Source organism: Streptomyces sp. NPDC088817 (assembly GCF_044750345.1).
GTDB lineage: Bacteria > Actinomycetota > Actinomycetes > Streptomycetales > Streptomycetaceae > Streptomyces.
Window position 1 is genome coordinate 400,112 of the sequence record NZ_JBIVJN010000003.1, and the last position, 25,917, is coordinate 426,028.

25 protein-coding genes are annotated in these 25,917 nt (G+C 68.1%); 10 read left to right on the plus strand and 15 right to left on the minus strand.

The annotated features are described in order from the left end of the window. Positions 1-8 precede the first annotated feature (8 nt). From ACIP4X_RS08000 to ACIP4X_RS08010, 3 genes are read right to left on the minus strand one after another with little or no spacing between them, the layout of a single operon-like run. Positions 9-3,101, minus strand: a complete 3,093-nt coding sequence (locus ACIP4X_RS08000; protein WP_401347261.1) for a type I restriction endonuclease subunit R — start codon at positions 3,099-3,101, stop codon at positions 9-11. Beyond that, positions 3,098-4,276 carry a restriction endonuclease subunit S gene (locus ACIP4X_RS08005; RefSeq protein WP_401347264.1) on the minus strand — a complete coding sequence of 393 codons (1,179 nt, stop codon included), beginning with the start codon at positions 4,274-4,276 and terminating at the stop codon, positions 3,098-3,100. Before ACIP4X_RS08005 ends, ACIP4X_RS08000 begins: the two co-directional genes overlap by 4 nt. Beyond that, complete coding sequence (locus ACIP4X_RS08010; protein ID WP_401347266.1) at positions 4,273-6,819, minus strand: type I restriction-modification system subunit M; 2,547 nt, start codon at positions 6,817-6,819, stop codon at positions 4,273-4,275. Before ACIP4X_RS08010 ends, ACIP4X_RS08005 begins: the two co-directional genes overlap by 4 nt. Before the next feature lie 258 nt (positions 6,820-7,077). Here ACIP4X_RS08010 and ACIP4X_RS08015 point away from each other — a divergent pair, with 258 nt between their 5' ends. Next, positions 7,078-7,452, plus strand: coding sequence for a hypothetical protein (locus tag ACIP4X_RS08015; RefSeq protein ID WP_401347268.1), 375 nt, complete (start codon positions 7,078-7,080; stop codon positions 7,450-7,452). A 243-nt stretch (positions 7,453-7,695) separates the two neighbouring features. After that, positions 7,696-7,857, plus strand: a complete 162-nt coding sequence (locus ACIP4X_RS08020) for a hypothetical protein (protein ID WP_401347271.1) — start codon at positions 7,696-7,698, stop codon at positions 7,855-7,857. A 184-nt stretch (positions 7,858-8,041) separates the two neighbouring features. Here ACIP4X_RS08020 and ACIP4X_RS08025 read toward each other — a convergent pair whose 3' ends face one another. The 7 genes from ACIP4X_RS08025 to ychF all read right to left on the minus strand — a co-directional run bounded on the left by ACIP4X_RS08025 (position 8,042) and on the right by ychF (position 11,817). Next, on the minus strand, positions 8,042-8,248 hold the full coding sequence (locus tag ACIP4X_RS08025; RefSeq protein ID WP_401347273.1) for a hypothetical protein: 207 nt from the start codon (positions 8,246-8,248) through the stop codon (positions 8,042-8,044). Positions 8,249-8,366: 118 nt separating this feature from the next. Next, a complete protein-coding gene (locus ACIP4X_RS08030) occupies positions 8,367-8,588 on the minus strand; it encodes a hypothetical protein (RefSeq protein ID WP_401347276.1) in 222 nt (73 codons plus the stop codon). Continuing rightward, positions 8,588-8,791 carry a hypothetical protein gene (locus tag ACIP4X_RS08035; RefSeq protein WP_030145785.1) on the minus strand — a complete coding sequence of 68 codons (204 nt, stop codon included), beginning with the start codon at positions 8,789-8,791 and terminating at the stop codon, positions 8,588-8,590. Before ACIP4X_RS08035 ends, ACIP4X_RS08030 begins: the two co-directional genes overlap by 1 nt. Before the next feature lie 61 nt (positions 8,792-8,852). After that, positions 8,853-9,683, minus strand: coding sequence for a helix-turn-helix domain-containing protein (locus ACIP4X_RS08040; RefSeq protein ID WP_401347279.1), 831 nt, complete (start codon positions 9,681-9,683; stop codon positions 8,853-8,855). Beyond that, complete coding sequence (locus ACIP4X_RS08045; RefSeq protein ID WP_401347282.1) at positions 9,680-10,225, minus strand: DUF6879 family protein; 546 nt, start codon at positions 10,223-10,225, stop codon at positions 9,680-9,682. Before ACIP4X_RS08045 ends, ACIP4X_RS08040 begins: the two co-directional genes overlap by 4 nt. Next, positions 10,209-10,400: a hypothetical protein gene (locus ACIP4X_RS08050; protein ID WP_030145782.1), complete on the minus strand. Its 192-nt coding sequence runs from the start codon at positions 10,398-10,400 to the stop codon at positions 10,209-10,211. The genes ACIP4X_RS08045 and ACIP4X_RS08050 overlap by 17 nt, the downstream gene beginning before the upstream one ends. 328 nt (positions 10,401-10,728) lie before the next feature. Next, positions 10,729-11,817 (minus strand): redox-regulated ATPase YchF, encoded by a 1,089-nt coding sequence (gene ychF / locus ACIP4X_RS08055; RefSeq protein WP_100571966.1) that lies wholly within the window; start codon positions 11,815-11,817, stop codon positions 10,729-10,731. Positions 11,818-12,141: 324 nt separating this feature from the next. Between ychF and ACIP4X_RS08060 the strand changes: the two genes are divergently transcribed. Beyond that, the gene (locus tag ACIP4X_RS08060; protein ID WP_391459732.1) at positions 12,142-12,510 is read left to right on the plus strand and encodes a DUF6542 domain-containing protein; all 369 of its coding nucleotides are present in this window, start codon (positions 12,142-12,144) and stop codon (positions 12,508-12,510) included. Between the two features lie 118 nt (positions 12,511-12,628). Here the strand turns inward: ACIP4X_RS08060 and ppgK are convergent, their stop codons facing one another. Continuing rightward, positions 12,629-13,375 (minus strand): polyphosphate--glucose phosphotransferase, encoded by a 747-nt coding sequence (ppgK, locus tag ACIP4X_RS08065; RefSeq protein WP_358728834.1) that lies wholly within the window; start codon positions 13,373-13,375, stop codon positions 12,629-12,631. 29 nt (positions 13,376-13,404) lie between these two features. After that, positions 13,405-14,412 carry a 4-hydroxy-3-methylbut-2-enyl diphosphate reductase gene (locus tag ACIP4X_RS08070; RefSeq protein WP_358728832.1) on the minus strand — a complete coding sequence of 336 codons (1,008 nt, stop codon included), beginning with the start codon at positions 14,410-14,412 and terminating at the stop codon, positions 13,405-13,407. Between the two features lie 98 nt (positions 14,413-14,510). On the opposite strand from ACIP4X_RS08070, the gene xseA reads away from it, so the two are divergent. Both xseA and ACIP4X_RS08080 read left to right on the plus strand, forming a co-directional pair. Beyond that, entirely contained in the window at positions 14,511-15,719 is a 1,209-nt protein-coding gene (xseA, locus tag ACIP4X_RS08075) for an exodeoxyribonuclease VII large subunit (protein WP_401347288.1), read from the plus strand. Between the two features lie 9 nt (positions 15,720-15,728). Continuing rightward, complete coding sequence (locus ACIP4X_RS08080) at positions 15,729-15,965, plus strand: exodeoxyribonuclease VII small subunit (RefSeq protein ID WP_401347290.1); 237 nt, start codon at positions 15,729-15,731, stop codon at positions 15,963-15,965. 224 nt (positions 15,966-16,189) lie between these two features. On the opposite strand, the gene ACIP4X_RS08085 is transcribed toward ACIP4X_RS08080, so the two are convergent. Next, complete coding sequence (locus ACIP4X_RS08085) at positions 16,190-16,714, minus strand: DUF4245 domain-containing protein (protein WP_358728826.1); 525 nt, start codon at positions 16,712-16,714, stop codon at positions 16,190-16,192. A gap of 126 nt (positions 16,715-16,840) precedes the next feature. On the opposite strand from ACIP4X_RS08085, the gene glpX reads away from it, so the two are divergent. Next, on the plus strand, positions 16,841-17,875 hold the full coding sequence (gene glpX, locus ACIP4X_RS08090) for a class II fructose-bisphosphatase (protein ID WP_358728824.1): 1,035 nt from the start codon (positions 16,841-16,843) through the stop codon (positions 17,873-17,875). A 118-nt stretch (positions 17,876-17,993) separates the two neighbouring features. On the opposite strand, the gene ACIP4X_RS08095 is transcribed toward glpX, so the two are convergent. Beyond that, the gene (locus tag ACIP4X_RS08095; protein ID WP_358728823.1) at positions 17,994-18,371 is read right to left on the minus strand and encodes a WhiB family transcriptional regulator; all 378 of its coding nucleotides are present in this window, start codon (positions 18,369-18,371) and stop codon (positions 17,994-17,996) included. Positions 18,372-18,511: 140 nt separating this feature from the next. Then, positions 18,512-19,207: a DUF1707 domain-containing protein gene (locus ACIP4X_RS08100; RefSeq protein WP_401347294.1), complete on the minus strand. Its 696-nt coding sequence runs from the start codon at positions 19,205-19,207 to the stop codon at positions 18,512-18,514. 171 nt (positions 19,208-19,378) lie between these two features. Between ACIP4X_RS08100 and ACIP4X_RS08105 the strand changes: the two genes are divergently transcribed. From ACIP4X_RS08105 to ACIP4X_RS08120, 4 genes are all read left to right on the plus strand, one after another. Continuing rightward, a complete protein-coding gene (locus ACIP4X_RS08105; RefSeq protein ID WP_391459643.1) occupies positions 19,379-21,079 on the plus strand; it encodes a FumA C-terminus/TtdB family hydratase beta subunit in 1,701 nt (566 codons plus the stop codon). A gap of 119 nt (positions 21,080-21,198) precedes the next feature. Continuing rightward, positions 21,199-22,584: a class II fumarate hydratase gene (locus ACIP4X_RS08110; RefSeq protein ID WP_401347297.1), complete on the plus strand. Its 1,386-nt coding sequence runs from the start codon at positions 21,199-21,201 to the stop codon at positions 22,582-22,584. A 72-nt stretch (positions 22,585-22,656) separates the two neighbouring features. After that, entirely contained in the window at positions 22,657-23,349 is a 693-nt protein-coding gene (locus ACIP4X_RS08115; protein ID WP_358728815.1) for a DUF402 domain-containing protein, read from the plus strand. A 285-nt stretch (positions 23,350-23,634) separates the two neighbouring features. Then, on the plus strand, positions 23,635-25,803 hold the full coding sequence (locus tag ACIP4X_RS08120) for a SpoIIE family protein phosphatase (protein ID WP_401347301.1): 2,169 nt from the start codon (positions 23,635-23,637) through the stop codon (positions 25,801-25,803). Positions 25,804-25,917: the final 114 nt, after the last annotated feature.

Here is a 25,917-nt window from a genome sequence, read left to right on the forward strand (position 1 = left end):
GATGGGCGCTAGTGGTACTCATGCCTTGCCTTCACCAGTTCAAGGAGCTCATCAAGCCGGTCGAAATCGTCGGGCAGCGCTCGCTTCAGCGCGTTCCGAACCTTCCGCTCCCTTAACGGGTTACCCACCCATGCATGCGGCTTGGAGTGAAGCACTGCGGTGTCGACCTCGACAGCCAGTCGCTCATCAGGGAGGAAGAAGTCGACCAGGGCCCGCTTCGCCCCGTTATTGGCCCAGGCGGGATACTTGTGCGTGTCGTCGGACTCTCCTCTGCCGAGCTGCGCGGCAGTCTCCAGCAGTTTGGCGAGGTAGTCCTGGTACTCGATCGCTCCTCGGCGCCGCTCTTCGATTATGGCGTCGAGCAGCTCCGACATCTTGTCGAAGTACTTCGGGTTCGTCGCATGCTCTTCGATAATCAGCTTGCGCATGTTGTTGGCGACCGTCTCGGCGACGGCCTCAGGGCTGTTCCTGATTCCCTTTGGCAGCTTGTCGAGGGCCCCGCCGCCCAGTTCGACGATGAGTTGAACGAGGCCGGTGTCCTCGAAGTCGGACACAGTCTCGGACGCGTCCGCCTGGATGTAGGTGTCCAGCAGGAACCGCATGCCGGCCTCGTACTGCTTGAAGTCGACGTCCTCACCGGCTCCGAGCTTCACCTCGTCGCGGACATCCGTGTAGTGCCGGATTTCAGCACGGATGTCCTCGGCCTCCTGGCTGGTGTATCCGGCGGCCTCCATGTCGTTGGCCAGGTTGGCGAAAGCCCGCGTAACCGCGGCAACGGCCTTGTAGAGCTCGACACGCTTGGGCTCGTTGGCTTTGAGCTGCTCGGCGTTGCCGGGATCAGCCGCACAGAAGTACTGCTGGTACTGGAGCGTGTTCCGGGGCTGCGCAACCACCTCGCAGAGCGCGCGGATTCGTTCCAGCGCTTCGTCGAGAGCCTCTCGCCCCTTCTCGATCCGGTCAGTCAGCAGGCCCTCAATGTCCTGTGGTTCGTACCCGTCGAGTGCCCCGGACGTGTAGTCGGTGATGGCGTCCTGTAGGGAGTTGAACAGGTCGCGGTAGTCGACGATGCAGCCGAACTCCTTGTCGTCTCCGTCGAGTCGGTTGACCCGGCAGATCGCCTGGAACAGGCCGTGATCGCTCATCTTCTTGTCGATGTAGAGGTACGTGGCGCTTGGCGCATCGAACCCGGTCAGGAGCTTGTCGACCACGATGAGCAGGCGCATCCGACCGGGCTCCTCGACAAACTGCCGCTTGACCTCTTTCTCGAACTGGTCGACCTTCGTCATGGCGGCGTCTTCGGACTCGCCAAAGTGGTCGGCAAGCATCCTTCGATAGATGTCGTACTGACGCAGTTTCTCCGTCTGGCCTGCGCCGGAGTCCTCCTTGGAAATATCTCCTGGACTCGGGGCGTAGCTGGTGACGATGGCGCACTTCCCTCGGAAGCCCGCGTTGCAGAACAGCTCGTAGAACTTGCATGCCTGGTAGATGCTCTCGCCCACGAGCATGGCGTTACCGCGCCCGTCCATCAGGCGGGGCTTGATCTCCATGTCGAGCAGGATGTCCTGCACGATCTGCTTCGCCCGGGGTTCGGAGGAGACGACCTTCTGCATCGTGCCCCAGCGCTTCTTCAACTCCGCCTTGGACAGATCGGTCATGCCGCGGGTCTTGGCCTCGAACCACTTGTCCACCTGCGCCGGCGATGTCAGATGCTGGTCGATGGAGCGGGCCTCGTAGCAAAGGTCGAGCACGACGCCGTCCTCGACGGCCTCGTCGAACTTGTAGGTGTGGATAAACGACCCAAACTTCTCCATGCTGGTGGCCTTGTCCGCCTTGAGCAGCGGCGTCCCCGTGAACCCGATGAACATGGCGCCCGGCAACAGGTCCTTCATCGCGTCGTGCATCATGCCGGACTGGGTGCGGTGGGCCTCGTCGACGAAGACGAAGAGGTTGCCCTTGGCCTTGAAGCTCTTAGGGATCCTGGCCTTGAGCTCCTTGATGAACTCGTTGTCGGCCTTCGATCCGTCCTTACCATCCGCCGAGCTACCGAACTTGTGCACGAGAGAGCAGATGAGCCACTCGGCAGACTTGTTCAGAGTGTCCAGGAGGTCCACGCCACTACTGGTGCGATAGATCTGTTCGTTGACGCCGTTGAAGACCTTCTCGATCTGCTCGTCCAGCTCGGTGCGATCGGTGATCAGCAGGACTCGGGCGTCGTCTTGGTGCTCCCGGATCCACTTCGCCAGCCACACCATCGTGAGCGACTTCCCCGAACCCTGGGTGTGCCAGATGATGCCGCCCTCGCGACGGCCGATACGATCCTGCGCGGCCTTGACGCCGAAGTACTGGTTGTGACGGCACGCCTTACGGACACCGGAGTCGAAGACGGTGAAGTCATGGATCAACTCAAGCAGCCGCTCCTTACCGCACATCTGAAGCAGCGCGCGGTCCAACGGCTCCTCGACGTCAGAGGGCTCCTTCCACTGCAACCAGTACTTCTCAGGCGTATCGATGGCGCCGTAGCGCAGGCCCTCCACGTCGTTGCCGGCAAGCACGAGCTGGACGGTGGAGAAGAACGACCGGATGAACCCAGGCTTCTGATTCCCAATGGTCTGCCGGATACCCTCGCTCACCGCCACTCGGGAGCGCTTTAGTTCCAAAGTCACCAAAGCCAGGCCGTTGACGTAGAGCACGATATCGGGTCGCTTCGTCTGCTTCCCGACGATCGTTACCTCCTCAACGACCACGAAGTCATTTGCCTGTGGGGCGTTCCAATCGATGAGCCAGACCGTCTCGTACTGCTCACTGGCACCCGGCTTGACCTTGACCCCGTAGCGCAGAAGGTCATAGACGGCACGGTTCGCTTCGTACAGGTCGCGTCCGCTACCGAGCGCGGCAGCCTTCTTTAGTTGGTCGATCGCCTTGCTGACAAGAGTACTGCCGTAGCCGCGGGTACGAAGGTTCGACTCCAGTAGCTCGACCTCGATATTCGAGTTGCCGACGCGGTGCTCCCAGCTGCCGAGGTGGCGGTAGCGCAGCTGCTCCTTGAACAACCGCACGATCCGTTTCTGGGCCTCGCGCTCAACCTGCCCGACATCACTCATTCGTCGTCCTCCCCCTGAACAGGCAGGCGCGTCCTTCCCGTGAGGAGCTCCTGCAGCATGCCCTGCTTGACGGATCGGGCCTTCTCGATGCGGACCTTCAGCGCATCGATCTCATCGTCCGCGTCGGCAAGTACCTGAGCGACGGCCGTCTGCTCCTCCACATCGGGGACCAAGAGCTCCTGCTTGCTGTACTCCGAGATCCAGTACCGCTTGTGATCGCCGAGCGAGAAGTCGATCAACTGCATCCGCCCATGCACGAAGCGAAGATCGGCCCCGTCCCTGGCCTTGAGAATCTTTATGGCCGACGACTTCACCTTGAAGTCGAAGTCGACGTACTTGGACGTTGTCGTGAAGTCATCGAAGATCACGACGGGATGGTCCCGGAAGATGCCGTGGGACTCATTGGTGAACCCAAGGATGAAAGTCTTACCAGCGGTCAACACCGGAACACGTCCAGCGTCGAGCTGCTTTGACGTGCGCACCAGGTAAGGGCTGGGCTGCTCGTAGGTAAGCAAGTCGCACAGGCGGCGAGTTCGCCATGGCTCGGTGAAGCCAGGTAGGCGCCTCCTGCCGGTGAGCAGCTCCTGCATTAGCCCCTGCTTGATCGCCTGCTTCTTGGTAACAAGTTGCTCCAGAGAAGCAAGAAATTCATCGATATCAAGAAGCATCCGAGAGATCAGACACTGCTCTTCAATCTCAGGGAGTGGAATCGTAAGCTGCCGAAAGTAGTCGAGCCCGATGGTCTTGATCGTACTACCGTTAGAAATCCGCTCAAACTCGGACTTCATGGACTGAAGGTAGTAATAGAGGTACCAGTTATTGAGCCGAGGGCCACAGCTCCAAGCCATAAAGTGTTGACTCACAGCCATGTCACTCTGAAGAACGGCACTCTTCCCAATTCCGGCATCTCGCAGAAGGATTACTGAACCTGAAGGGTGCACCACGGCCGAAGAATTCGCCAATCCCGCATGCGTGATACTCGCGGTTGTTTCTGAAATCAGCCCCTGGTCCATCCTGAATGTGTCCCTGAGTGATACCCAACGGACACTTCCATTCCAGTAATCTGCACGCTTCTTATTGGGGGTGTGCCCGCTCCCTCGCGTGGCGACTTTGTCAAGCAATACCCTGTTCCAGGGCAGGCCTTGCGAACGGGCACTCCTGCTAATAGCGTTCACGACCCAGCCCCCAACTTGGAAAGGTGCCGGGCAACCTTGGATTCGAGCTTCTCCAACTCGGCTGCGAGTGCACCGACAGTCTGCGCATAGCGGTCGCCAAGCTGCTGGATTCGGTTCACCAGGACGAGCGTTAGGGCCTCAGCTTCGGAGGCGACGCGTTCTGTGACCGTGAACCGCCACTTGGCATCCAGCACAAGTTCTTGCACATCCTTCTCGGTGAGGTCGCCGTACTTTTTCAGCGTGGCCAGGCTGAGCGCGGCCTCTGCATCCTTGGCTGATTTCTTAGCTACCGCCTCCGCGTTGTACAGCTTGATCAGGTGTGCCAGGGCTGCCACCTCGTCTGCATCAGTACCTTCGTGTCGCGCCTTCTTCAGGCGGGTCGCAGCGAGCAGCTTATTGATCTTTTCGTCGTCCATCGCTTCGGCGAGGAGCCCACCCTCGACGGCATGCTCCTCGACGTACTCCTCGACCAGACGACTTGCCTCCTCCCATACCGACATGAGCTCATCGACCTCAGCGCGTTCCTTGGCGAAGTAGCGCTCAACAATCAGTTCCGGCGGAAGGAGGTCCATTTTGTACTTCTCGGCGCTGCGGCCCGCACCCACCACGAGGTCGGGGGTCTCGGAAAGCTTTCGAGCCTTATCCACCACGATCTTGCGAGGCTTGGCAGCTTCGAGCCAGCCGTCGTTCATGACCATGAAGACGTCATCGTGCATGACGTCGTGCCAGTACGTCATGAGCTGTTCGTAGACGTCGTACTCATCCAGCAATGGCACCGTTTTGAAGCGGGCGAGCAGGTCGTCGCCCAGGGCGGCCACGAGGTCATTGGGTCGAGTAGTCTCGTCAATCCCTTCGAGTTGCTTGCGGAAGGCGCTGAACCACTCAGCGGTGAGCTCCCGGGCCTCCTGGGTGAACTTCTGGAACTCGGGCGAATCAAGGATTGCCTGCTGAACCTTGCCGACCTCGATGGTCAGGTCGCTGTAGCCAGGACGGTTCGGCTGGAACAACTGACCTCGCAACTGCGGAAAGGCCTCCCAGTAACCGCTGAGCGCGTCAAGATCACGGTCAGGAATGCCACCATGCAGGTGTGCGTGGAGGTCCTGGATGTCCTCGGGCTCGGAGGAGTCGATGTAGCGCGGGATGTTTAGGTTGTAGTCGTTCTTCGGGTCGGCGATCTCCGACAGCGGGACCATGCGCGAGTAGCGGTCGATCGTGGTCTGCCGCGTAAAGACGTCGACGATCTTGTGGATGTCCTGGCTGCGGAGGCGGTTCTTGTTGCCGTCCTTAATGAAGCCCTTGGACGCGTCGATCATGAAGACGCCGGTACGGCCGACAGCGTTCTCCTTGTCCAGAACGATGATGCAGGCCGGGATGCCAGTCCCGTAGAAGAGGTTCACGGGCAGGCCGATGATGCCCTTGATGAACCCCTGCTTCAGCAGACGTTGGCGGATGTCAGCTTCGGCGTGGCCGCGGAAGAGCACGCCATGCGGAAGGATAACCGCGGCCTTGCCCGTGCTCTTGAGCGACTTGAGGATGTGCAGCAGGAAGGCGTAGTCGCCGTTCTTCTCCGGCGGCCGGCCGTACTCGAAGCGGCCGTACTCCTGCTCCAGCCCGTTGCTCCAGGACTTGATCGAGAACGGCGGGTTGGCCACGGCGAAGTCGAACGTCTGGAGAGCGTTACCGTTGGTGAACTGAGGGCTCGTAATCGTGTCGCCCTTGAGGATCTCGGCGTCCTCGTTCCCGTGCAGGATCATGTTCATCTTGGACAGCGCCCACGTGGCGTTGTCCTTCTCCTGGCCGTAGATCGTGATACCGCGTGAGGTCTCGGCAGCGACCTTCAGGAGAAGCGAGCCGGAGCCACACGTCGGGTCGTAGACCGTCTGGTCCTGACGGGTGGCCTTGGTGATGCCGACCACCTTGGCCAGCACGCGGGATACCTCGGCGGGGGTGTAGAACTGGCCCTTGCTCTTACCGGACTCCGTGGCGAAGTGGCGCATGAGGTACTCGTAGGCATCGCCGAGGAGATCGTCGCCCTCGGCTCGGGAGCCTCGGAAGTCGAGGTCGCTGAAGATCGTGACCAGCTTGGACAGCCGGTCCTGGATCTCTTTGCCCTTGCCGAGCTTCTCCTCGTCGTTGAAGTCGGCGAGGTCGATGACGTTACGAAGGTCGTTCGCTTCAGCCAGCCGGCTGATGATCTTGTTGAAGCGGTCGCCGATCTCCTTGTCGCCCTTGGCGGCGACCATGTCGTCGAAGGAACCGCCGGGCGGGACGTCGATGAGACTGTCGGGGTCGGCCTTGGCCTTGTCGGAGACGTACTTCACGAAGAGCAGCGTGAGGATGTAGTCCTTGTACTGTCCGGCGTCCATCCCGCCGCGCAGCTCGTCGCAGCTCTTCCAGAGCGAGCTGTAGAGGTCTGTCTTCTTGAGGGCCAAGGCTCTTCTTCCCGGTATGTCATGGCGGTCGCGCGGGCCGCCAACCCTGATGCCAGCGGCGTGACGCACGTCGCGCAGCCGTTTCCAGCCGTCGATGCGAGTTCCACGCAAGCGGCAGCCGAGTCCACCCGGGAAGCGTAGTAGAGAAAGCGGCAGAGCTGCCTTGTATGGGAAGAGAGGCACCTCGCGGCCGACGCCAAGCAGAGCCGCCCGGCGGGCGGGCCACAGAGCGAAGACGGCAATCGGCTGCGGCGGCCAAAGGATGTACCTTCAAGAAGACGCGAAGACGTACGAGCGCCACGGAACCTGATCGGGCGATGTCAGGTGATTGCCTGACAGGCGAGGGACAGTTCCGGTAGATCTGTGCCCGTGACTGACTCCACGCCCAGCGAACCCATCCCCGAGAACGGCGAACCCACCGCTTTCGCCAAGGCGAAGGGCTGGGTCAGCAAGCACAAGCCGAAGATCCTCGCCGTGGCCGGCACGGTCGGCAGCGCGGCTCTGGCCGTCGCCGTCCTGGCCGCTAGGCATGCCGAGGAACAGAACGTCGCCGAGGAGTTCCAGGACACCGGGTCGGCCGCCGACTCTGCAGAGGAGAAGGAGCAGCGGAACCCGCCCACCAAGCACAACGTCGCGCCGCACAAGAGACGGCTCGCAGACGGCCGCGAGATCGACGTGTCGGGTTACGAGCGGGGCGGCTCCTCGGAAGACGAGGACGAGGACCCGGGCGAAGCCGCGGCCTGAGCGCTTCTGATTCCTGTGCAGTGCCGACGGATGCCCTGCAGAACGGTTGGATCACCGCTGACCTGCGGCTTCTATTGCCGCCGGAGGGAGCGCCACAGCTGCCCCGTCGCCCCTGGAACCGTGGCAGAACCCGAGCTGCTAAGACGCGGCGGCCGACGACGGGCCCCTTCGGGGGTCGTACCCCCACCCCCGCTCTCACCTCTGGCTCTTCACGCCGCCCGCCGCCGTCCGTACGATCCGCGCATGATCAAGCTGACGTGGGCCCTGGTGGCCGAGCACGTGGACGAGTGGACCGGGGACGACGCGGCGCAGGGCGCGGCCGTACTCGAAGCCAGGGTGGGGACCTCGGTCGAGGCGAGCGGCATGAAGCCGGAGGCCGTGCAGCATTGGCGTACGACTTCCTGACCCCCGTGGTCACGTCGCTGCGCACGGAAGGCGCGGCAGCTCTCGCCAGGGGAGAATCATGGAGCCGGGCGGCCGGGCCGTTCATGGCCTGCGCATCCCCGCTCAGCTGAACACAGCCCGTCTCGTGAGCCAGGCAGGCTGACCGGCTCGCCGAGTGGCGCGGAGCCTTGGACCACGATGAAGCTCAGGGCTCAGCTGTGCGCCTTGCGGCGCGTTCCTCCTTCTCCCGGAGCATCGCCTGGTAGGCCGCCTTTACCTGTTCCGTCGGGAAGCCGAACCTGCTGAGCACCCGCCAGACATCCTCGGCCGTCGGCTCCGGGGCATTGGCCGGCTGTTGTTCGATCCACTCCCCCTTGGTCATCGTCTTCTTCGGCTCGGAACGCTTCGCCATGGGTTTCGTCCTGTTCGATCTCATACGGAGGCCCGTGTCTGTGTCCCGTGCTGGGGGCCGTCGGCGTCGCCTCCAGCGCGTCTGACGGCAACTGAAGCAAGTGACGCTTGGGTCGCCGTCACCCCGCCCGCACCACCAGAGCGAACGACGTGCACACCCGCCTGAATCCCTCGTGGCCGGTGCGTCCCGTGTGCCCCATGCACTCGATGTCCACGGCCGCCCCGTCCTCGGAAGGCGTCGCCGACCAGTCGCAGCGGAGGCACTTGGCCTCGAACGTCACGTCGGTGTCTGGGTGCTGGGTGATCCGATGCGTGACGTACCGCAGCACAGCGCGGGGCATCACTCGCCCCCGTGCGCGTCCCGCAGGTGAGCGCGCAGGGTCACGTTCATGTCGGACACCTTGGAGTAGTCCCAGACCGACCCGGCGTTGGCCCGTTGTACCGCGAGGCCGAGGCAGTCCCGGCAGCCCGGGACGGGTTCTGGCCGTGCCGGCGGTAGGGAAGAAGCCACCGGCTCCGGCAGCGTCGACGGTTCTCCGTGCATCTCGTATGCCTCCCCGCATCTCGTCGAGAAGGCCATGGTCAGCCGGTCCGAGGGGCCGAAGCTAGGGCGTTTCCCGTTCGCGCAAGAACGCGTCCCGGATGCCCTCGACTAGGTCGCGCATTGCGTCCCCGGCAAGGGACACGGAGGCGAAGCGGTCGAACTTCTCGACGTACAGGGAGACGTCCCGTGGGTCGGTGACGACCACCTCGGCGTGTGTCGTCTCGACCGTCACCACACGGTCGTCCCGGATGACGAAGGAGTGACCGGGCACGTCGCGCTGCGGCGCGTCGAGGGGGACCACGCGCACGTCCACGTTCGGCAGGCGGGACACTGACACGATGCGGTCCAGCTGGCCCGCCATCATCGCGGGCGGAAGGAGACGCCAGCGCAGGACGGGTTCCGTAACCACGAAGTGCAGGGCTTTGCTGGTGTCGTACAGGACGCGTTGCCGCTCGATCCGGGCGGAGACCGTACGGGAGAGCTGTTCGTCCGTGAGGCCCTTCGGCTCCAACACTGCCCGGATGTATTCGGGCGTCTGGAGCAGACCGGGAACCAGGGACGGCTGGAAGAGGCGCAGGAGCGTCATCGAGGACTCCAACGCCCTGATCTGCTCCTGCTTCTTGTGGTAGCCCATGCGCCGAAAGAGGCGCCATGCGGTTGCCTCTGTGGCCTGTGCGCGGGCTACAGCGAGGTACTCGGCCTTGATCTCCGGGGACACGTCCAAAGCCGTGAGGATGCGTTCCACGTCCGCCGTCGCCGGGGCGACACGGCCGTTCTCGATCTTCGACAGCTTGGCGGTCGACATGACTGCGCTGCGGGCGACGACCTTGGCCTCCTTGCCGGACGCCTGCCGCAGCGCCCGCAGCGCGGCACCGAGTTCTGCCTGATTCACGCTGCTCCGTGCTTCCCCCACCACTCGGTGAAGGGCACCGACATGGCCAGGGCGACGCTTCGATACGTCGCGTACTCGGACTCCTCGCCCGTGGGCAACGCCCCCGGTGCCGGGACGAACGTCGGCCCGGTGAACGCGCCGTTCTCGTCGTAGTTGAGCACCACAGGCTCGCGGCCGTCGAAGAGCCAGAAATCGGGCACACCCTCCAGCGGATTCGGGCGGTCGGTCGTGTCGAGGATGTGGAACTCCTCACCCGCCGTCATGTTCGTCTGGTAACCCCAGCTCAGCTCGTAGCGGAGGTACGGCGTGAGCGGGCGGGACAGGACGTGGACGCGCACCATGCGCTTGCCGCTCTCCGTCGCCTTGCTCACGGTCTCCAGCCAGCCCGCGTTGTAGTCCGCGGGCTTGGGCTCCCCTGCGAGGAAGGAGCGGAAGGCGGCGGGGTTTCCGGAGTTGCTGTAGTCGTCGAGGGTCTCCAGCCGGAACGCCTCCTCCTGGAAGGTGGAGAAGCGGGCAGCCAGGTCGTTAGATGCGCTGATCACGGATTGCCTTCCGGATGAGGTCCATCGGGATTTCCACCAGGGATTCGCCCTCCGGCACGTCGAGGCCGTGTCCTGTCGGCACGCCTCCCTGCACGATCAGGGTTCCCTTGTCGGTCGCATACAGGGTGGGACAGTCCCCGTTCTCACAGGTGGTGGCCAGCTTCGTCAGCCTCATACGGTGCCCCCTCGTTCCCGTGCTCCGGTGTCCCGTTCATCGTTCCCAGCCGGCGGCCTGCACAACAAGAGGTTCGGGTTTCCAGAACGGGAAACCGGTCCGCCGTCGCTTCGTCCGGGTCACCCTCGGCTGTCCTCCCTTCTCCCTCCGGAGCCCCAGGTCAGAGCTTCTGAGAGTCGCCGCCAGGGTCAGCACCAAGTCAGCACACGGCCCGGAAACAGCCTTAATCCGCAGGAGAAAACAGGAAGGGGCCAGACCCGATGATCTGGCCCCTGACCTGGGGATTCATGCCCTGACCAGCCACGTTAGCCGATCAAGGAATCAGGCACTACACGTTGAAGCGGAACTCCACCACGTCGCCGTCGCGCATCACGTAGTCCTTGCCCTCCATGCGGGCCTTGCCCTTGGCGCGGGCCTCGGTGACGGAGCCGGACTCCAGGAGGTCCTCGAAGGAGATGACCTCCGCCTTGATGAAGCCCTTCTGGAAGTCGGTGTGGATGACACCGGCGGCCTCGGGGGCGGTGGCGCCCTTCTTGATGGTCCAGGCGCGGGATTCCTTGGGGCCGGCCGTCAGGTAGGTCTGGAGGCCGAGGGTGCGGAAGCCGACGTGGGCGAGGGTGGCGAGGCCGGGCTCGTCCTGGCCGACGGACTGGAGGAGTTCCAGGGCCTCGTCCTCGTCCAGCTCGGCGAGGTCGGCCTCCAGCTTGGCGTTGAGGAAGATCGCCTCGGCGGGGGCGACCAGGGCGCGCTGCTCGTTCTTGAAGTCCTCGTCGACCAGCTCGTCCTCGTCGACGTTGAAGACGTACAGGAACGGCTTGGTCGTGAGCAGGTGCAGGTCGTGCAGGAGCTCGGCGCGCTCGCTGCCCTGGACGATGCCGTGCGCGAAGAGCGTGTCGCCCTTCTCCAGGATCTCCTGGGCCTCCTCGACCGCCTTGACCTTGGGAGCGATGTCCTTCTTGATCCGCGACTCCTTCTGGAGCCGGGGCAGGACCTTCTCGATGGTCTGGAGGTCGGCGAGGATCAGCTCGGTGTTGATCGTCTCGATGTCGTCCTTCGGCGAGACCTTGCCGTCGACGTGGACGACGTTCTCGTCCTTGAAGGCGCGGATGACCTGGCAGATCGCGTCCGACTCGCGGATGTTCGCGAGAAACTTGTTGCCCAGGCCCTCGCCCTCGCTTGCGCCGCGCACGATGCCGGCGATGTCGACGAAGTCGACGGTGGCCGGGAGGATCCGCTCCGACTTGAAGATCGAGGCGAGCTGGGCGAGGCGACCGTCCGGCACGCCGACGACACCGACGTTCGGCTCGATCGTGGCGAACGGGTAGTTGGCCGCGAGCACGTCGTTCTTGGTCAGGGCGTTGAACAGGGTCGACTTGCCGACGTTCGGCAGACCGACGATTCCGATCGTGAGCGACACGTTGCGACTTCCCGTACGTGAGGAGATTGGGGGCCAGGCGGCCGATCCACCAGTCTACGGCGTGTCGTGCCCGGCTCCCCGCGACGGTTCGAACGCTTGGCCAGGCTGCGACACACGGCGTGTCAGGCGGGCTATTCGCCACATAAGCAGACCTAGGTTGGTCCAGTGGAGCAGCACAGGACGCGACACCAGCAGCACGGACCGCGACGAGACAGGCCGCCGGTGCCCCCGGCACGGCGGCCTCCCGCGGCCCGGCGTCCGGCCGTTCCGGCGGCGGTCCCGGCGCCCGCGCCGCGACGGCCGTCCGGTCCGCGGCTGACCGGTCTGGGTGCCGGGCTGTTCTGCGGGGCCGCCATGTTCCTGCTGGGTGGCCTCGACCTGCTCCTCGGCGGCGGCTCCACCGTCTACGGCGTGCTGTTCCTGCCGGTGTGCGCGCTGACCGCGCTGTGGGTGCGCAAGGGCGACATGCTGAGCGCACCCGTCGTGGTGCCGATCGGCTTCGCCGTGGGGCTGCTGCCGGTGATCGACGGGGACGCCGGGTTCCTCGGCAAGCTCATGAGCCTGGTGGCCGCGCTCGCCACCCAGGCCCCCTGGCTGTACGCGGGCACCCTGATCGCGGGCGTGACGGCACTGGTGCGACGGGTGATCCTGGCGGCCCAGAGACGGGCGACACGCAAGCGCATGGCGGTCTGAGGCGACGGGTGCGCCGTCCGCGGGGGGGGGCACGCGGGGGCACGCGGGGTGCAGCTAATCGGCACCCCACCCGCACCCGGCGGGCCCCACCGGGGCCCCCGTCGGCCTGCGCGCCCGCTCAGCCGTGTTCCGCCGCGTGCATGGCCGCGCCGACGATTCCCGCGTCGTTCTGGAGCTGGGCGGGGACGATATCCGCCTTGATGCCCTCGATGAGGGGCAGGAACTTCTCGGACTTGCGGCTGACGCCGCCGCCGATGATGAACAGCTCCGGGCTGAAGAGCATCTCGACATGGGCGAGGTACTTGCGGACCCGGCGCGCCCAGCGCTCCCAGCTCAGGTCGTGGTCCTCCTTGGCCTTGCTGGACGCCCGCTTCTCCGCCTCGTGACCGTTCAGCTCCAGATGCCCGAGCTCGGTGTTGGGGACGAGAGCGCCGTCGACGAAGACGGCGCTGCCGATGCCGGTGCCGAAGGTCAGCAGCACCACCGTGCCCCCGCGGCCGCGGCCCGCGCCGAAGTGCATCTCGGCGACGCCCGCCGCGTCCGCGTCGTTGACCACCGTCACCGGCAGACCGCCCAGCCGGCCGCCGAACAACGCGCGCGCGTCGGTGTCGACCCAGCTCTTGTCGACGTTGGCCGCCGTACGGACCGTGGCGCCGCCGGTGACGACGCCCGGGAACGTCAGCCCGACCGGTCCGGTCCAGCCGAAGTGGTCGACCACCTCTTTGACCCCGTCGGCGACGGTGCCGGGGGTCGCCGGGTGCGGAGTCAGCACCTTGTGCCGCTCCTGGGCCAGGGCTCCCCTGTCCAGGTCCACAGGGGCACCCTTGATGCCGGACCCGCCGATGTCCACGCCGAAGATCTGCATGGCCCCACGTTACGGCGTACGACGGACCGTCAATGCCGGGTCGTACCGGCCCCTCCGCGCTCGGCGACCAGCGCGGCCGCCTCGTCGCGCAGGTCCCGGCGGAGCTCCTTGGGCAGGGAGAAGGTGATGGACTCCTCGGCCGCCTTGACGATCTCCACGTCCTCGAAGCCGCGCTGCCCCAGCCATTCGAGCACCTGCTCGACCAGGACCTCCGGCACGGAGGCGCCCGAGGTCAGGCCGACCGTGGAGACGCCCTCCAGCCAGCTCTCGTCGATCTCGTCGGCGAAGTCGACGAGATACGCCTGGCGCGCGCCCGCGAGCTTGGCGACCTCCACCAGCCGCTTGGAGTTGGAGGAGTTGCGGGAGCCGACGACGATCACCAGGTCGGCCTCGGCGCCCATCTGCTTCACGGCGAGCTGACGGTTCTGCGTGGCGTAGCAGATGTCGTCGCTGGGCGGCGAGAGCAGCTGCGGGAACTTGTTCTGGAGCGCGTCGACGGTCTCCATGGTCTCGTCGACCGACAGCGTGGTCTGCGACAGCCACACGACCCGGGACGGGTCGCGGACCTCGACGTTCGCGACGTCCTCGGGGCCGTCGACGAGCTGGATGTGGTCGGGGGCCTCACCGGTGGTGCCGATGACTTCCTCGTGCCCCTCGTGCCCGATCAGGAGGATGTCGTAGTCCTCCGTGGCGAACCGGACGGCCTCCTTGTGGACCTTGGTCACCAGGGGGCAGGTGGCGTCGATGGTGGCCAGGCGGCCGCGCTCGGCCTCCTCGTGGACGGTGGGGGCCACGCCGTGCGCCGAGAACATCACGATGTTCCCCGGCGGCACCTCCTCCGTGCGCTCGACGAAGACGGCACCCTTCTTCTCCAGGGTCTGCACGACGTACTTGTTGTGGACGATCTCGTGCCGGACATAGATCGGAGCCCCGTACTGCTCCAGGGCTTTCTCGACGGCGATCACGGCGCGGTCCACACCCGCGCAGTAGCCCCGGGGGGCGGCGAGCAGAACACGGCGGCCAGACGAAGCAGTCATGCCCCCATCGTAAGGCCGCCGCCGCGGCCCGAAGATCGGCCCATGGGCGGTGGGTGAAGGGGTGGGGGTTGTCGGTGGGGGCGGTTACTCTCGCGGTCATGGCCCTTTCCACGTCCCCCGAAGCCCCCCTGCCCGTCGGTGAGGTGTCACGGCTGATCGGGGGGTGGATCGAGCGGCTCGGCGCTGTGTGGGTCGAGGGGCAGATCACGCAGTTGTCGCGGCGCCCGGGTGCGGGCGTGGTGTTCCTGACGCTGCGCGATCCGTCGCACGACATCTCCGTCAGCGTGACCTGCTACCGCCAGGTGTTCGACGCGATCGCCGACGTGGTCGGCGAGGGCGCGCGGGTGGTGGTGCACGCCAAACCGGAGTGGTACGCGCCGCGCGGGCAGCTGTCGCTGCGGGCCGCCGAGATAAGGCCGGTGGGCGTCGGTGAGCTGCTGGCCCGGCTTGAACAGCTCAAGAAGACCCTGGCGGCGGAGGGCCTGTTCACGGCCGAGCGGAAGAAGCCCCTGCCCTTCCTGCCGCAGCTCGTCGGGCTGGTCTGCGGCCGGGCGTCCGCCGCGGAGCGGGACGTGCTGGAGAACGCCCGGCACCGCTGGCCCGCGGTCCGTTTCGAGGTGCGCAACGTGCCCGTGCAGGGCGTGCACGCCGTCCCGCAGGTCGTGCAGGCCGTCAAGGAGCTGGACTCGATCGACGACGTGGACGTGATCATCGTGGCGCGCGGCGGCGGCAGCGTGGAGGACCTGCTGCCGTTCTCCGACGAGCAACTCGTGCGGGCGGTCGCCTCCTGCCGTACGCCCGTGGTGTCGGCGATCGGGCACGAGCCGGACACACCGCTCCTCGACTACGTCGCCGACCTGCGCGCCTCCACTCCGACCGACGCCGCGAAGAAGGTCGTACCGGACGTCGGCGAGGAGTACGAGCGGGTACGGCAGCTGCGGGACCGGGCCCGCCGGTGCGTACGGGCACTCGTCGAACGGGAGGAGCGGGGGCTCGCCCACGCGCTCGCCCGGCCCTGCATGGAGGACCCGCACCGCATGCTCGACGAGCGCGAGGAGCACATCGCGTCGGTCCTCGACCGCGGCCGGCGCACCCTGCGGCATCTGCTGGACCGCGCGGACTCGGAGCTGACGCACACGCACGCGCGCGTGGTGGCCCTCTCCCCCGCCGCGACCCTCCGGCGCGGGTACGCGGTGCTCCAGAAGGCGGACGGGCACGTGGTCCGCGACCCCGGAGAGGTGACGGCGGACGAGGCCCTGCGGGCCCGGGTCGCCGAGGGCGAGTTCACGGTTCGTGTCGACACATAGGGTGGGCGGATGACAAGCAAGGCGGATGAGGCGCTCGGCTACGAGCAGGCCCGGGACGAGCTGATCGACGTCGTCCGGCGCCTGGAGGCGGGCGGTACGAGCCTGGAGGAGTCCCTCGCCCTGTGGGAGCGCGGCGAGGAACTGGCCAAGGTGTGCCGCCACTGGCTGGAGGGCGCACGGGCCCGACTGGACGCGGCCCTCTCCGAGGAGACGGAAGGGGACGGGCCGGAGGCCGGCCGCCGGTAGGCAGGGTTGCGGCAGGCAGGGTTTCGGCAGGCAGGGTTCGCGGTCGGGTCCGGGAAGCCCACAGGTCGGGCCCGTAGCCGGAACCGAGGCCCGCGCCCCGACGGCCAGATCCGCCATCACGGCCGGGGAACCCGCTGGTCAGGGCGCTGAAAGCCCACGCCCGGGCCGGGGGGACCACTCGCCGGGACCCCGCGGCCGCGGCGGGCGGTCAGCAACTCAGGCGGTCAGGACGTCTTCAAGGCCCGGGCCATCGCCGTCAGCCGGTCGAAGGACGCCGTGCCCGCCACCACCGTCGTGGACCCCTTGGTGCCCTCCAGGACGAGCGCGTCGTAGCGGCCGCCGGTGTAGCGCGTCCACGTGCGGCCGTCGATCTCCTCGGTGACCTTCGTGGCGCGCCCGCCCACGCTGGCCGCGTCGACGAAGTCCTTGCGGTTCTCCGCGGACTGCTCGACCGCCACGTACTGACCGTCGGGGTCCTGGAAACCCAGGTGCCAGTGCTCCTTCTCCTGGGCCCGGAAGCGGACCGAGGTGGCCTTCCAGGTGTCGGGCAGGCCCTCGGGGGCCGCCACCGGGTACGACGCCGCCCGGCGTGCGGTGGTCAACTCGATGCCGTAGTCGACCCGCTGGATGTCGGGAGCCTTGGTGTCGTGCGGGACGAAGAGGTAGATCACCGCCGCCGCGATGCCGATCAGGCCCAGGGAGAGGATCATGTCCCGGACCGTCTTCTGCTTGCCGTTCGAACCTGCCACGCCCCTATCGTCGCAGGTGCCCTGCCCGCTCATCCGTGGGGTCCCCTGCTCATTCTGTCCGTCCGGAGATAGAGTCGGGGCCAACACCCTCATCCGGCCGTCGTCGTATCAGAAAGGTGCGCTCCGATGACCGAGCATCATCATCTGCCCTCAGAGCTCGAGGTGCCCTCCGAGGCGCCCGACCGCAACATCGCCCTTGAACTCGTCCGGGTGACCGAGGCCGCGGCGATGGCCGCGGGCCGCTGGGTCGGGCGCGGCGACAAGAACGGCGCCGACGGCGCCGCCGTGCGCGCCATGCGCTCCCTCGTCTCCACCGTCTCGATGAACGGCGTCGTCGTCATCGGCGAGGGCGAGAAGGACGAGGCGCCGATGCTCTTCAACGGCGAACAGGTCGGCGACGGCACCGGGCCCGAGGTCGACATCGCCGTCGACCCGATCGACGGCACCACCCTGACCGCCAAGGGCATGCCGAACGCCATCGCGGTCCTCGCCGCCGCCGAGCGCGGCGCGATGTTCGACCCGTCCGCCGTGTTCTACATGGACAAGCTGGTCACCGGCCCGGAAGCGGCCGACTTCGTCGACATCGACGCCCCGGTGTCGGTGAACATCCGGCGCGTGGCCAAGGCCAAGCGGTCCACGCCCGAGGACGTCACCGTGGTCATCCTGGACCGGCCTCGGCACGAGGACATGATCAGGGAGATCCGGGAGACGGGCGCCCGCATCAAGCTGATCTCCGACGGCGACGTGGCCGGCTCGATCCTGGCGCTGCGCGACGGCACCGGCATCGACCTGCTGCTCGGCATCGGCGGCACGCCCGAGGGCATCATCTCGGCCTGCGCGGTGAAGTGCCTGGGCGGCACGATCCAGGGCAAGCTGTGGCCGAAGGACGACGAGGAGCGGCAGCGGGCGCTCGACGCGGGGCACGACCTGGACCGCGTGCTGACCACGGACGACCTGGTCTCCGGCGAGAACGTCTTCTTCGTCGCCACCGGCATCACCGACGGCGAACTGCTGCGCGGTGTGCGCTACCGCGCCGAGACGGCGACGACCGACTCGATCGTGATGCGCTCCAAGTCCGGCACGGTCCGCCGGATCGACTCCGAGCACCGGCTGAGCAAGCTGCGGGCGTACAGCGCGATCGACTTCGACCGCGCGAAGTAGCCGACGGCCCGCGGTCCGGTCACCGCGATCACAGCAATGGGGCGCTCCCCGTGCGGAGGGGGCGCCCCTTGCGCGTACCGCACCAAGGACGCACGGAGGATCCGCCGGCGTACGGGCCCTACCCCGCGGCCGCTATGCGGCCCGTGGTGCGGGCGGCCTTCTGCAGTTCCAGGTCGCGGCGGCGGCGCCGGGCCAGGACGACGCGGCGCTCGGCGGCGGTGAGGCCGCCCCAGACGCCGTACGGCTCGGGCTGCAGCAGCGCGTGCTCGCGGCACTCGACCATGACGGGGCAGCGCGCGCAGACGCGCTTGGCCGCCTCCTCGCGGGACAGCCGCGCGGCGGTGGGCTCCTTGGAGGGCGCGAAGAACAGGCCCGCCTCGTCACGCCGGCACACCGCCTCGGTGTGCCAGGGCGCGTCCTGATCCCTGTCACGCGCCGGCGCCCGCTGGGCCGGTACGGCAGCTACCTGCAGCGACGAATGCGGCGGTTGCGGCACGGTCTTCTCCTGACGACGGCTTCGCGAGCGGGAGGGTCCAAGAGACGATGCAGCAAGGCCTACCCGCTGTACGCGCGCCTATGCACTGAGTTCCCAACCGCCCGACCGTGACCGCCGGCGTCCGCGAACGACCGCTGTTGTCACAAGTGCTTGCGCAGATGCTTGTCCACCTTGCGCTGGACCCGGTCGAGGATGTCCGCGACGAGCTTGCCCCGCCTCGGCCGCGCCTCGACGTTGCCCAGCACGGCCCAGCCGTCGACGTAGACGACGGGCGCCTCCGACTCGGCCGAGTCCAGCGTGACCACCTCGAAGTTGCCGAGGACGCCGCCGCCGGTGCCGCGCAGCGACACGTTCTCCGGGACGCGGACCTGCACGTCACCGAAGACCGAGACGGCCTTGATCACGACCTGCTGGTACTCGAAGACCGCCTCGCTGAGGTCGATCTCCACGCTGCCGAAGATCGCGTACGCGTGCACCCGGCGCCCGGGGCGCCAGCGGCCGCGGCGGGTGGCCTGGCTGAACACCGCCACCACGTTCTCGTCGGCGACGGGGGGTATCGCGCCGTCCGCCGGCTGGTTCGGCGCCGGGGTGTACGCGGCGGCCGCTCGGCCCTGGTGGGCGGCGGGCAGGTCCTGGATGAAGACCTCCAGCTCGCCGACCGTCTTGGCGCTCAGCACCCCCTCGACGCGCTCGGCGTGCTCGTCCGCGTTCAGACGGCCCTCGGCGAGGGCCTCGCGCAGGATGTCGGCGATACGGTCACGGTCGGCGTCCGAGGCGCGCAGTTCGGCGACGGGAGCGGCGGCCGCTCGCGGTTCGGTCTGCTTCTGAAGGTCCACGGCAGCAGGGTACCGAAACGCGATAGATCGCGACTAGGGGCTGTGGACGGCGAGGGTGCCGAGTATCTGTTGTCCACAGCGAGCCGGACCTCACAGGCTCACCGTCGGGGACAGGTTCTACGCTGGTTGTCGCCCGCCAGCGTCGGCGGGCAGCCGTCTGCCGAGTGAGGAATGGGCGAGATGCCGCATACTTCCCCCCCTGCCCGCCCTGCGTTCACGTACACCGATCTGCTCCCCCAGGGTGAGGACACCACCCCGTACCGGCTGGTGACGTCCGAGGGCGTCTCCACCGTCGAGGGGCCCGACGGGCGTACGTTCCTCAAGGTCGAGCCGGAGGCGCTGCGCAAGCTGGCCGAGGAGGCCGTCCACGACATCCAGCACTACCTGCGCCCGGCCCACCTCGCCCAGCTGCGCCGCATCATCGACGACCCGGAGGCGAGCGCGAACGACAAGTTCGTCGCCCTCGACCTGCTCAAGAACGCGAACATCGCCGCGGCCGGCGTGCTGCCCATGTGCCAGGACACGGGCACCGCGATCGTCATGGGCAAGCGCGGCCAGAACGTGCTGACGGCGGGCGAGGACGAGAAGGCCCTCTCTCTGGGCATCTACGACGCCTACACGAAGCTGAACCTGCGCTACTCGCAGATGGCGCCGCTCACCATGTGGGAGGAGAAGAACACCGGCTCCAACCTCCCCGCGCAGATCGAGCTGTACGCGACGGACGGCGGCGCGTACAAGTTCCTGTTCATGGCCAAGGGCGGCGGCTCGGCCAACAAGTCCTTCCTGTACCAGGAGACGAAGGCCGTCCTGAACGAGACCTCCATGATGAAGTTCCTGGAGGAGAAGATCCGTTCGCTGGGCACCGCCGCCTGCCCGCCGTACCACCTGGCGATCGTGGTCGGCGGCACGAGCGCGGAGTACGCCCTGAAGACGGCGAAGTACGCCTCCGCGCACTACCTGGACAACGTGCCGACCGAGGGCTCGCCGCTCGGGCACGGCTTCCGGGACGAGGAGCTGGAGCAGAAGGTCTTCGAGCTGACGCAGAGGATCGGGATCGGCGCGCAGTTCGGCGGCAAGTACTTCTGCCACGACGTGCGCGTGATCCGGCTGCCGCGGCACGGCGCGTCCTGCCCGGTCGCCATCGCGGTGTCCTGCTCGGCGGACCGGCAGGCCCTGGCGAAGATCACGCCCGAGGGCGTGTTCCTGGAGCAGCTGGAGAAGGACCCGGCGCGGTTCCTGCCGGAGACGACGGACGAGCACCTGTCGGACGACGACGTGGTGAGGGTCGACCTCAACCGGCCGATGGACGAGATCCTCGCGGAGCTGGCGAAGTACCCGGTGAAGACCCGGCTGTCGCTGACCGGCCCGCTGGTCGTGGCCCGGGACATCGCCCACGCGAAGATCAAGGAGCGGCTCGACGCGGGCGAGGAGATGCCGCAGTACCTCAAGGACCACCCGGTGTACTACGCGGGCCCGGCCAAGACCCCCGAGGGCTACGCGTCCGGTTCCTTCGGCCCGACCACGGCCGGCCGCATGGACTCCTACGTGGAGCAGTTCCAGGCGGCGGGCGGCTCCAAGGTGATGCTGGCCAAGGGCAACCGCAGCAAGCAGGTCACGGACGCGTGCGGCACCCACGGCGGCTTCTACCTCGGCTCGATCGGCGGCCCGGCGGCCCGGCTGGCCCAGGACTGCATCAAGAAGGTCGAGGTCGTGGAGTACGAGGAGCTCGGCATGGAGGCCGTCTGGAGGATCGAGGTCGAGGACTTCCCGGCGTTCATCGTCGTGGACGACAAGGGCAACGACTTCTTCCAGAACCCGGCCCCCCAGCCGACGTTCACGTCGATCCCGGTCCGGGGCCCCGGTCTGGCCTGAGCCGGTCCCCGCACACCGGTCCCCGCACACCCTTGGAGCCCTCGGCAGCCGCCGGGGGCTCCCCCCCCCGTTCGGCCCACCGCCGGAACATCCCCACCGCCGCCCGCGCTGTACGCGGTATGAGCGAATACCGCACCGAGCACGACTCCATGGGCGAAGTCCAGGTCCCCGTCCACGCCAAGTGGCGTGCCCAGACGCAGCGGGCGGTGGAGAACTTCCCCGTCTCCGGGCAGCGGCTCGAACGCGCGCACATCGAGGCACTGGCCCGGATCAAGGGCGCCGCGGCCACGGTGAACGCGCGGCTCGGGGTGCTGGACGAGGACGTCGCCGAGGCGATCCGGGAGGCGGCGGCCGAGGTCGCCGAGGGCAGGTGGGACGAGCACTTCCCGGTCGACGTGTTCCAGACCGGTTCCGGTACCTCGTCCAACATGAACACCAACGAGGTCATCGCCACCCTCGCCGGCGAGCGGCTGGGCCGGGACGTGCACCCCAACGACCACGTCAACGCCTCGCAGTCCTCCAACGACGTCTTCCCGTCGTCGATCCACATCGCCGCCACCGCGGCCGTCACCCGCGACCTGGTCCCCGCCCTCGACCACCTCGCGAGCGCCCTCACCCGCAAGGCCGAGGAGTTCGCCGACGTGGTGAAGTCCGGGCGGACGCACCTGATGGACGCCACGCCCGTGACCCTCGGCCAGGAGTTCGCCGGCTACGCCGCCCAGGTGCGGTACGGCGTCGAGCGCCTGAACGCCTCCCTGCCCCGGCTGGCCGAGCTGCCGCTCGGCGGGACAGCCGTCGGCACCGGCATCAACACCCCGCCCGGTTTCTCCGCCGCCGTGATCGAGGAGGTCGCCCACGCGACCGGGCTGCCGCTCACCGAGGCCCGCGACCACTTCGAGGCACAGGGCGCCAGGGACGGCGTCGTCGAGACCAGCGGCCAGCTGCGGACCATCGCCGTGGGGCTGACGAAGATCGCCAACGATCTGCGGTGGATGGCCTCCGGGCCGAGGACCGGGCTCGCCGAGATCTCCCTGCCCGACCTCCAGCCCGGCTCCTCGATCATGCCGGGCAAGGTCAACCCGGTCGTGCCCGAGGCCGTCCTCATGGTCTGCGCCCAGGTCGTCGGCAACGACGCCACGGTCGCCACCGCGGGCGCCGCCGGAAACTTCGAGCTCAACGTCATGCTCCCGGTCATCGCCAAGAACGTGCTGGAGTCGATCAGGCTGCTGGCCAACGTCTCCCGGCTGCTCGCCGACCGGACCGTGGACGGGATCGTCGCCCACCGCGAACGGGCCCGCGAGTACGCCGAGTCCTCGCCGTCCGTGGTCACCCCGCTCAACAGGTACCTGGGGTACGAGGAGGCGGCGAAGGTCGCCAAGAAGGCGCTGGCCGAGCAGAAGACGATCCGTCAGGTCGTCGTCGAGGGCGGCTACGTCGAGCGCGGTCTGCTCACCACGGAACAACTCGACCGGGCGCTGGACGTCCTGCGGATGACGCACCCGTAACCACGCGCCACCGAAGCGTGAACGATGCCGTCCTGCACGGCGGAGGGTGCCCCGGGCACCTAATATTTGCCCATGGCACACGACGGAGCGACCGCACCCGCGACGACGGGCGGTGCGACGGCACCCTGGACCCCCGGCAGCCAGATCCTGTGGCGGTACCGGGAGAACGGCGGCGCGCGCTTCCACATCGTGCGGCCGGTGACCGTCGTGCGGGACGACCCGGGGCTGCTCGCCGTGTGGATGGCGCCCGGCACCGAGTGCGTCAGACCCGTGCTCGCCGACGGCACACCCGTGCACCTGGAGCCGCTCGCGTCGCGCTACACCAAGCCGCGCACCGTGCGGCGCGACCGCTGGTCCGGCACGGGCGTGCTCAAGCTGGCCCGGCCCGGCGAGCCCTGGTCGGTGTGGCTGTTCTGGGAGCCCGGCTGGACGTTCAAGAACTGGTACGTCAACCTGGAGGAACCGCTGGCCCGTTGGGCGGGCGGGGTCGACTCCGAGGACCACTTCCTCGACATCTCCGTCCACCCCGACCGCAGTTGGCACTGGCGGGACGAGGACGAGTTCACGCAGGCGCAGCAGGACGGGCTGGTGGACGCCGAACTCGCCGAACGGGTACGGGCCGCGGGCCGCGAGGCGGTGGAGACGATCCGCGCCTGGCGGCCGCCGTTCAGCGAGTCCTGGCAGCAGTGGCGCCCGGATCCCGCCTGGGAGGTACCGTCGCTGCCGGACGACTGGGACCGCACCCCCACGCGCGTGGCCTCATGAGACCCTTGATGCGCCCCCGGACAAGAACCGTAGGATCGTCCTCCGCAACAGGCGCAGGGCCGGTACCAACTCCCGGAGCGACGACCGGGACTGATCGAACGTCACCGAGGGGCGGCAGGACGTGAGCGAGGGGTACGAGGGCAACACCCGTGCGGGCCGCGGTCGGTCCGCCGGTGGCACAGCAACAGCCTCTGACCACGCCGGAAATCCGTTCCTGGGGCATGCATTCCGGGTATCGGGTCTTCGGCGGGACGAACTGCGCGCCCGGCGCGCAGCCCCGGACGGATGGATTCGACACGCGTGACGGAGCAGCCGACCTCCTTCGAACGCCCCCAGCCGGGCGCCGACCCCACGGACGCCCGTGGGGCGCTTCTGCGTACCCCCACCGCCCCGGGGGCCGCGGCCTTACCGCTTCAGTCCGGCCCGGCCGACGACGTGCCGCGTCCGGTCGCCGCGGCCGGGTCCGAGCACTCCCAGCCGGCGTCCGCGGAGCCCGACGCACACCGTCCGCGCCCCGCGCCGGAGGGCATCCCCGCCCAGCCGGACGCGGCCGGGGTGGCCGGGGGCAGGACCGGCGACGGCGGGGCCCTCGACGGGGCCGGTTCCGGTCAGTCCGACGCCGGGGCGTCCCGTTCGGCGGGCGGCCCCGGCGGCCAGGAGCGCCGGGCCGGGCGCGGTGCGGCCCCCGACGGCCAGGAGCGGCGTACCGGGAAAGGGCTGCCGCCCGGGCGGACGCTGCCCATGCGGCGGGACGGGGACCGGCTGCGGTTCGTGGGTGCCGCCACCCGGCGCATCGCCCGCGGTCTGGACCTCGACGAGATCGTCCTGGGTCTGTGCCGGGCCACCGTGCCCACCTTCTCCGACGCCATCCTCGTGTATCTGCGCGAACCGCTGCCGGTGGGCGACGAACGGCCCGCGGGACCGCTCGTCCTGCGGCTGCGCCGCACCGACCGGATACCGGCGGACCGCGACAACGAGCTGGGGTTCATGCCGGCGCCGGTTCCGGAGCAGCCGGCCGAGCTGTCGGCGGTGACCAACGAGCTGTGCGAGGTACGGCCCGGATCCGCGCTGGGCGAGGTGCTGCGCGGCGTGCGTCCGGTGTTCACGGACACCGCGGCCGCGCATCTGGCGTTGACGGAACTGCTCGGCGAGGACTCCGAGTTGGTCGTGCCCGACGGGCAGCGCACCATTCTCGCCCCGCTGCGCGGCCGGCGCCGGGTGATCGGCGCCGCGCTGTTCCTGCGCCGCCCGGAACGCCACGCGTTCCAGCCCGACGACCTGCTCGTCGCCGCGCAGCTCGCCACGCACAGCGCCCTCGGCATCGACAAGGCGGTGCTCTACGGCCGCGAGGCGTACATCGCCGACGAGTTGCAGCGCACCATGCTGCCGGAGACGCTGCCCCGCCCCACCGGCGTACGGCTGGCCTCCCGCTATCTGCCCGCGGCGGAGACCGCGCGGGTCGGCGGGGACTGGTACGACGCCATTCCGCTGCCCGGCAGCCGGGTCGCCCTCGTCGTCGGTGACGTCATGGGCCACTCGATGACGTCGGCCGCGATCATGGGCCAGCTGCGCACCACCGCGCAGACCCTGGCCGGGCTCGACCTGCCGCCGCAGGAGGTGCTGCACCACCTCGACGAACAGGCGCAGCGGCTGGGCTCCGACCGCATGGCGACCTGCCTGTACGCGGTCTACGACCCGGTCGCGCACCGCATCACCATCGCCAACGCCGGCCATCCGCCGCCGGTCCTGCTGCACCTGGGCGGCCGGTCCGAGGTGCTGCGGGTGCCGCCGGGCGCTCCGATCGGTGTCGGCGGCGTCGACTTCGAGGCGGTGGAGCTGGACGCGCCGGCGGGCGCGACCCTGCTGCTGTACACCGACGGCCTGGTCGAGTCGCGGCTGCGGGACGTGTGGACGGGCATAGAGCAGCTGCGCGAGAAGCTCTCGGCGACCGCGCAGCTCACCGGCCCCGATCACCCGCCGCCGCTGGAGGCGCTGTGCGACGAGGTGCTCGACATGCTCGGGCCGGGCGACCGGGACGACGACATCGCGCTCCTCGCCGCCCGTTTCGACGGCATCGCGCCGAGCGATGTGGCGTACTGGACCCTGGACCCGGAGGACGCGGCCCCCGGCCAGGCCCGCCGCCTGGCCCGCCGGGCGCTGTCCCGCTGGGGCCTGGAGGAGCTCACCGACTCCGTGGAGCTGCTGATCAGCGAGGTCGTCACCAACGCGGTGCGCTACGCCTCCCGCCCGGTCACCCTGCGCCTGCTGCGCACGGATGTGCTGCGCTGCGAGGTCGGCGACGACGTGCCGCAACTGCCGCGCCTGCGCCAGGCCCGCGCCACGGACGAGGGCGGACGCGGCCTGTACCTGGTCAACCGGCTGGCCAGACGCTGGGGCGCGACCCGGCTGAGCACGGGCAAGGTGGTCTGGTTCGAGGTCGCCGGCCGCCCGTGAACGACCGGCCATGTTCTGGCCGAAGAACCCCGCAGCTCGCCGAAAGCGACAAAAGCAAGGGGCGCCCGGTCGGACCGGGCGCCCCTTCGTACTGTTCACCTCTCGGTGATCACC

Coding starts and splice junctions, on each gene's coding strand:
- ppgK (WP_358728834.1), bottom strand. CDS start 13,375: ATGCAGATCTTCGGCGTGGACATCGGCGGGTCCGGCATCAAGGGTGCC.
- ACIP4X_RS08105 (WP_391459643.1), top strand. CDS start 19,379: ATGGGCGAGATGCCGCATACTTCCCCCCCTGCCCGCCCTGCGTTCACG.
- ACIP4X_RS08025 (WP_401347273.1), bottom strand. CDS start 8,248: ATGGCGAAGCGTTCCGAGCCGAAGAAGACGATGACCAAGGGGGAGTGG.
- glpX (WP_358728824.1), top strand. CDS start 16,841: ATGACCGAGCATCATCATCTGCCCTCAGAGCTCGAGGTGCCCTCCGAG.
- ACIP4X_RS08070 (WP_358728832.1), bottom strand. CDS start 14,412: ATGACTGCTTCGTCTGGCCGCCGTGTTCTGCTCGCCGCCCCCCGGGGC.
- ACIP4X_RS08120 (WP_401347301.1), top strand. CDS start 23,635: ATGGATTCGACACGCGTGACGGAGCAGCCGACCTCCTTCGAACGCCCC.
- ACIP4X_RS08020 (WP_401347271.1), top strand. CDS start 7,696: ATGATCAAGCTGACGTGGGCCCTGGTGGCCGAGCACGTGGACGAGTGG.
- ACIP4X_RS08035 (WP_030145785.1), bottom strand. CDS start 8,791: ATGCACGGAGAACCGTCGACGCTGCCGGAGCCGGTGGCTTCTTCCCTA.
- xseA (WP_401347288.1), top strand. CDS start 14,511: ATGGCCCTTTCCACGTCCCCCGAAGCCCCCCTGCCCGTCGGTGAGGTG.
- ACIP4X_RS08000 (WP_401347261.1), bottom strand. CDS start 3,101: ATGAGTGATGTCGGGCAGGTTGAGCGCGAGGCCCAGAAACGGATCGTG.
- ACIP4X_RS08080 (WP_401347290.1), top strand. CDS start 15,729: ATGACAAGCAAGGCGGATGAGGCGCTCGGCTACGAGCAGGCCCGGGAC.
- ACIP4X_RS08110 (WP_401347297.1), top strand. CDS start 21,199: ATGAGCGAATACCGCACCGAGCACGACTCCATGGGCGAAGTCCAGGTC.
- ACIP4X_RS08050 (WP_030145782.1), bottom strand. CDS start 10,400: ATGAGGCTGACGAAGCTGGCCACCACCTGTGAGAACGGGGACTGTCCC.
- ACIP4X_RS08115 (WP_358728815.1), top strand. CDS start 22,657: ATGGCACACGACGGAGCGACCGCACCCGCGACGACGGGCGGTGCGACG.
- ACIP4X_RS08030 (WP_401347276.1), bottom strand. CDS start 8,588: ATGCCCCGCGCTGTGCTGCGGTACGTCACGCATCGGATCACCCAGCAC.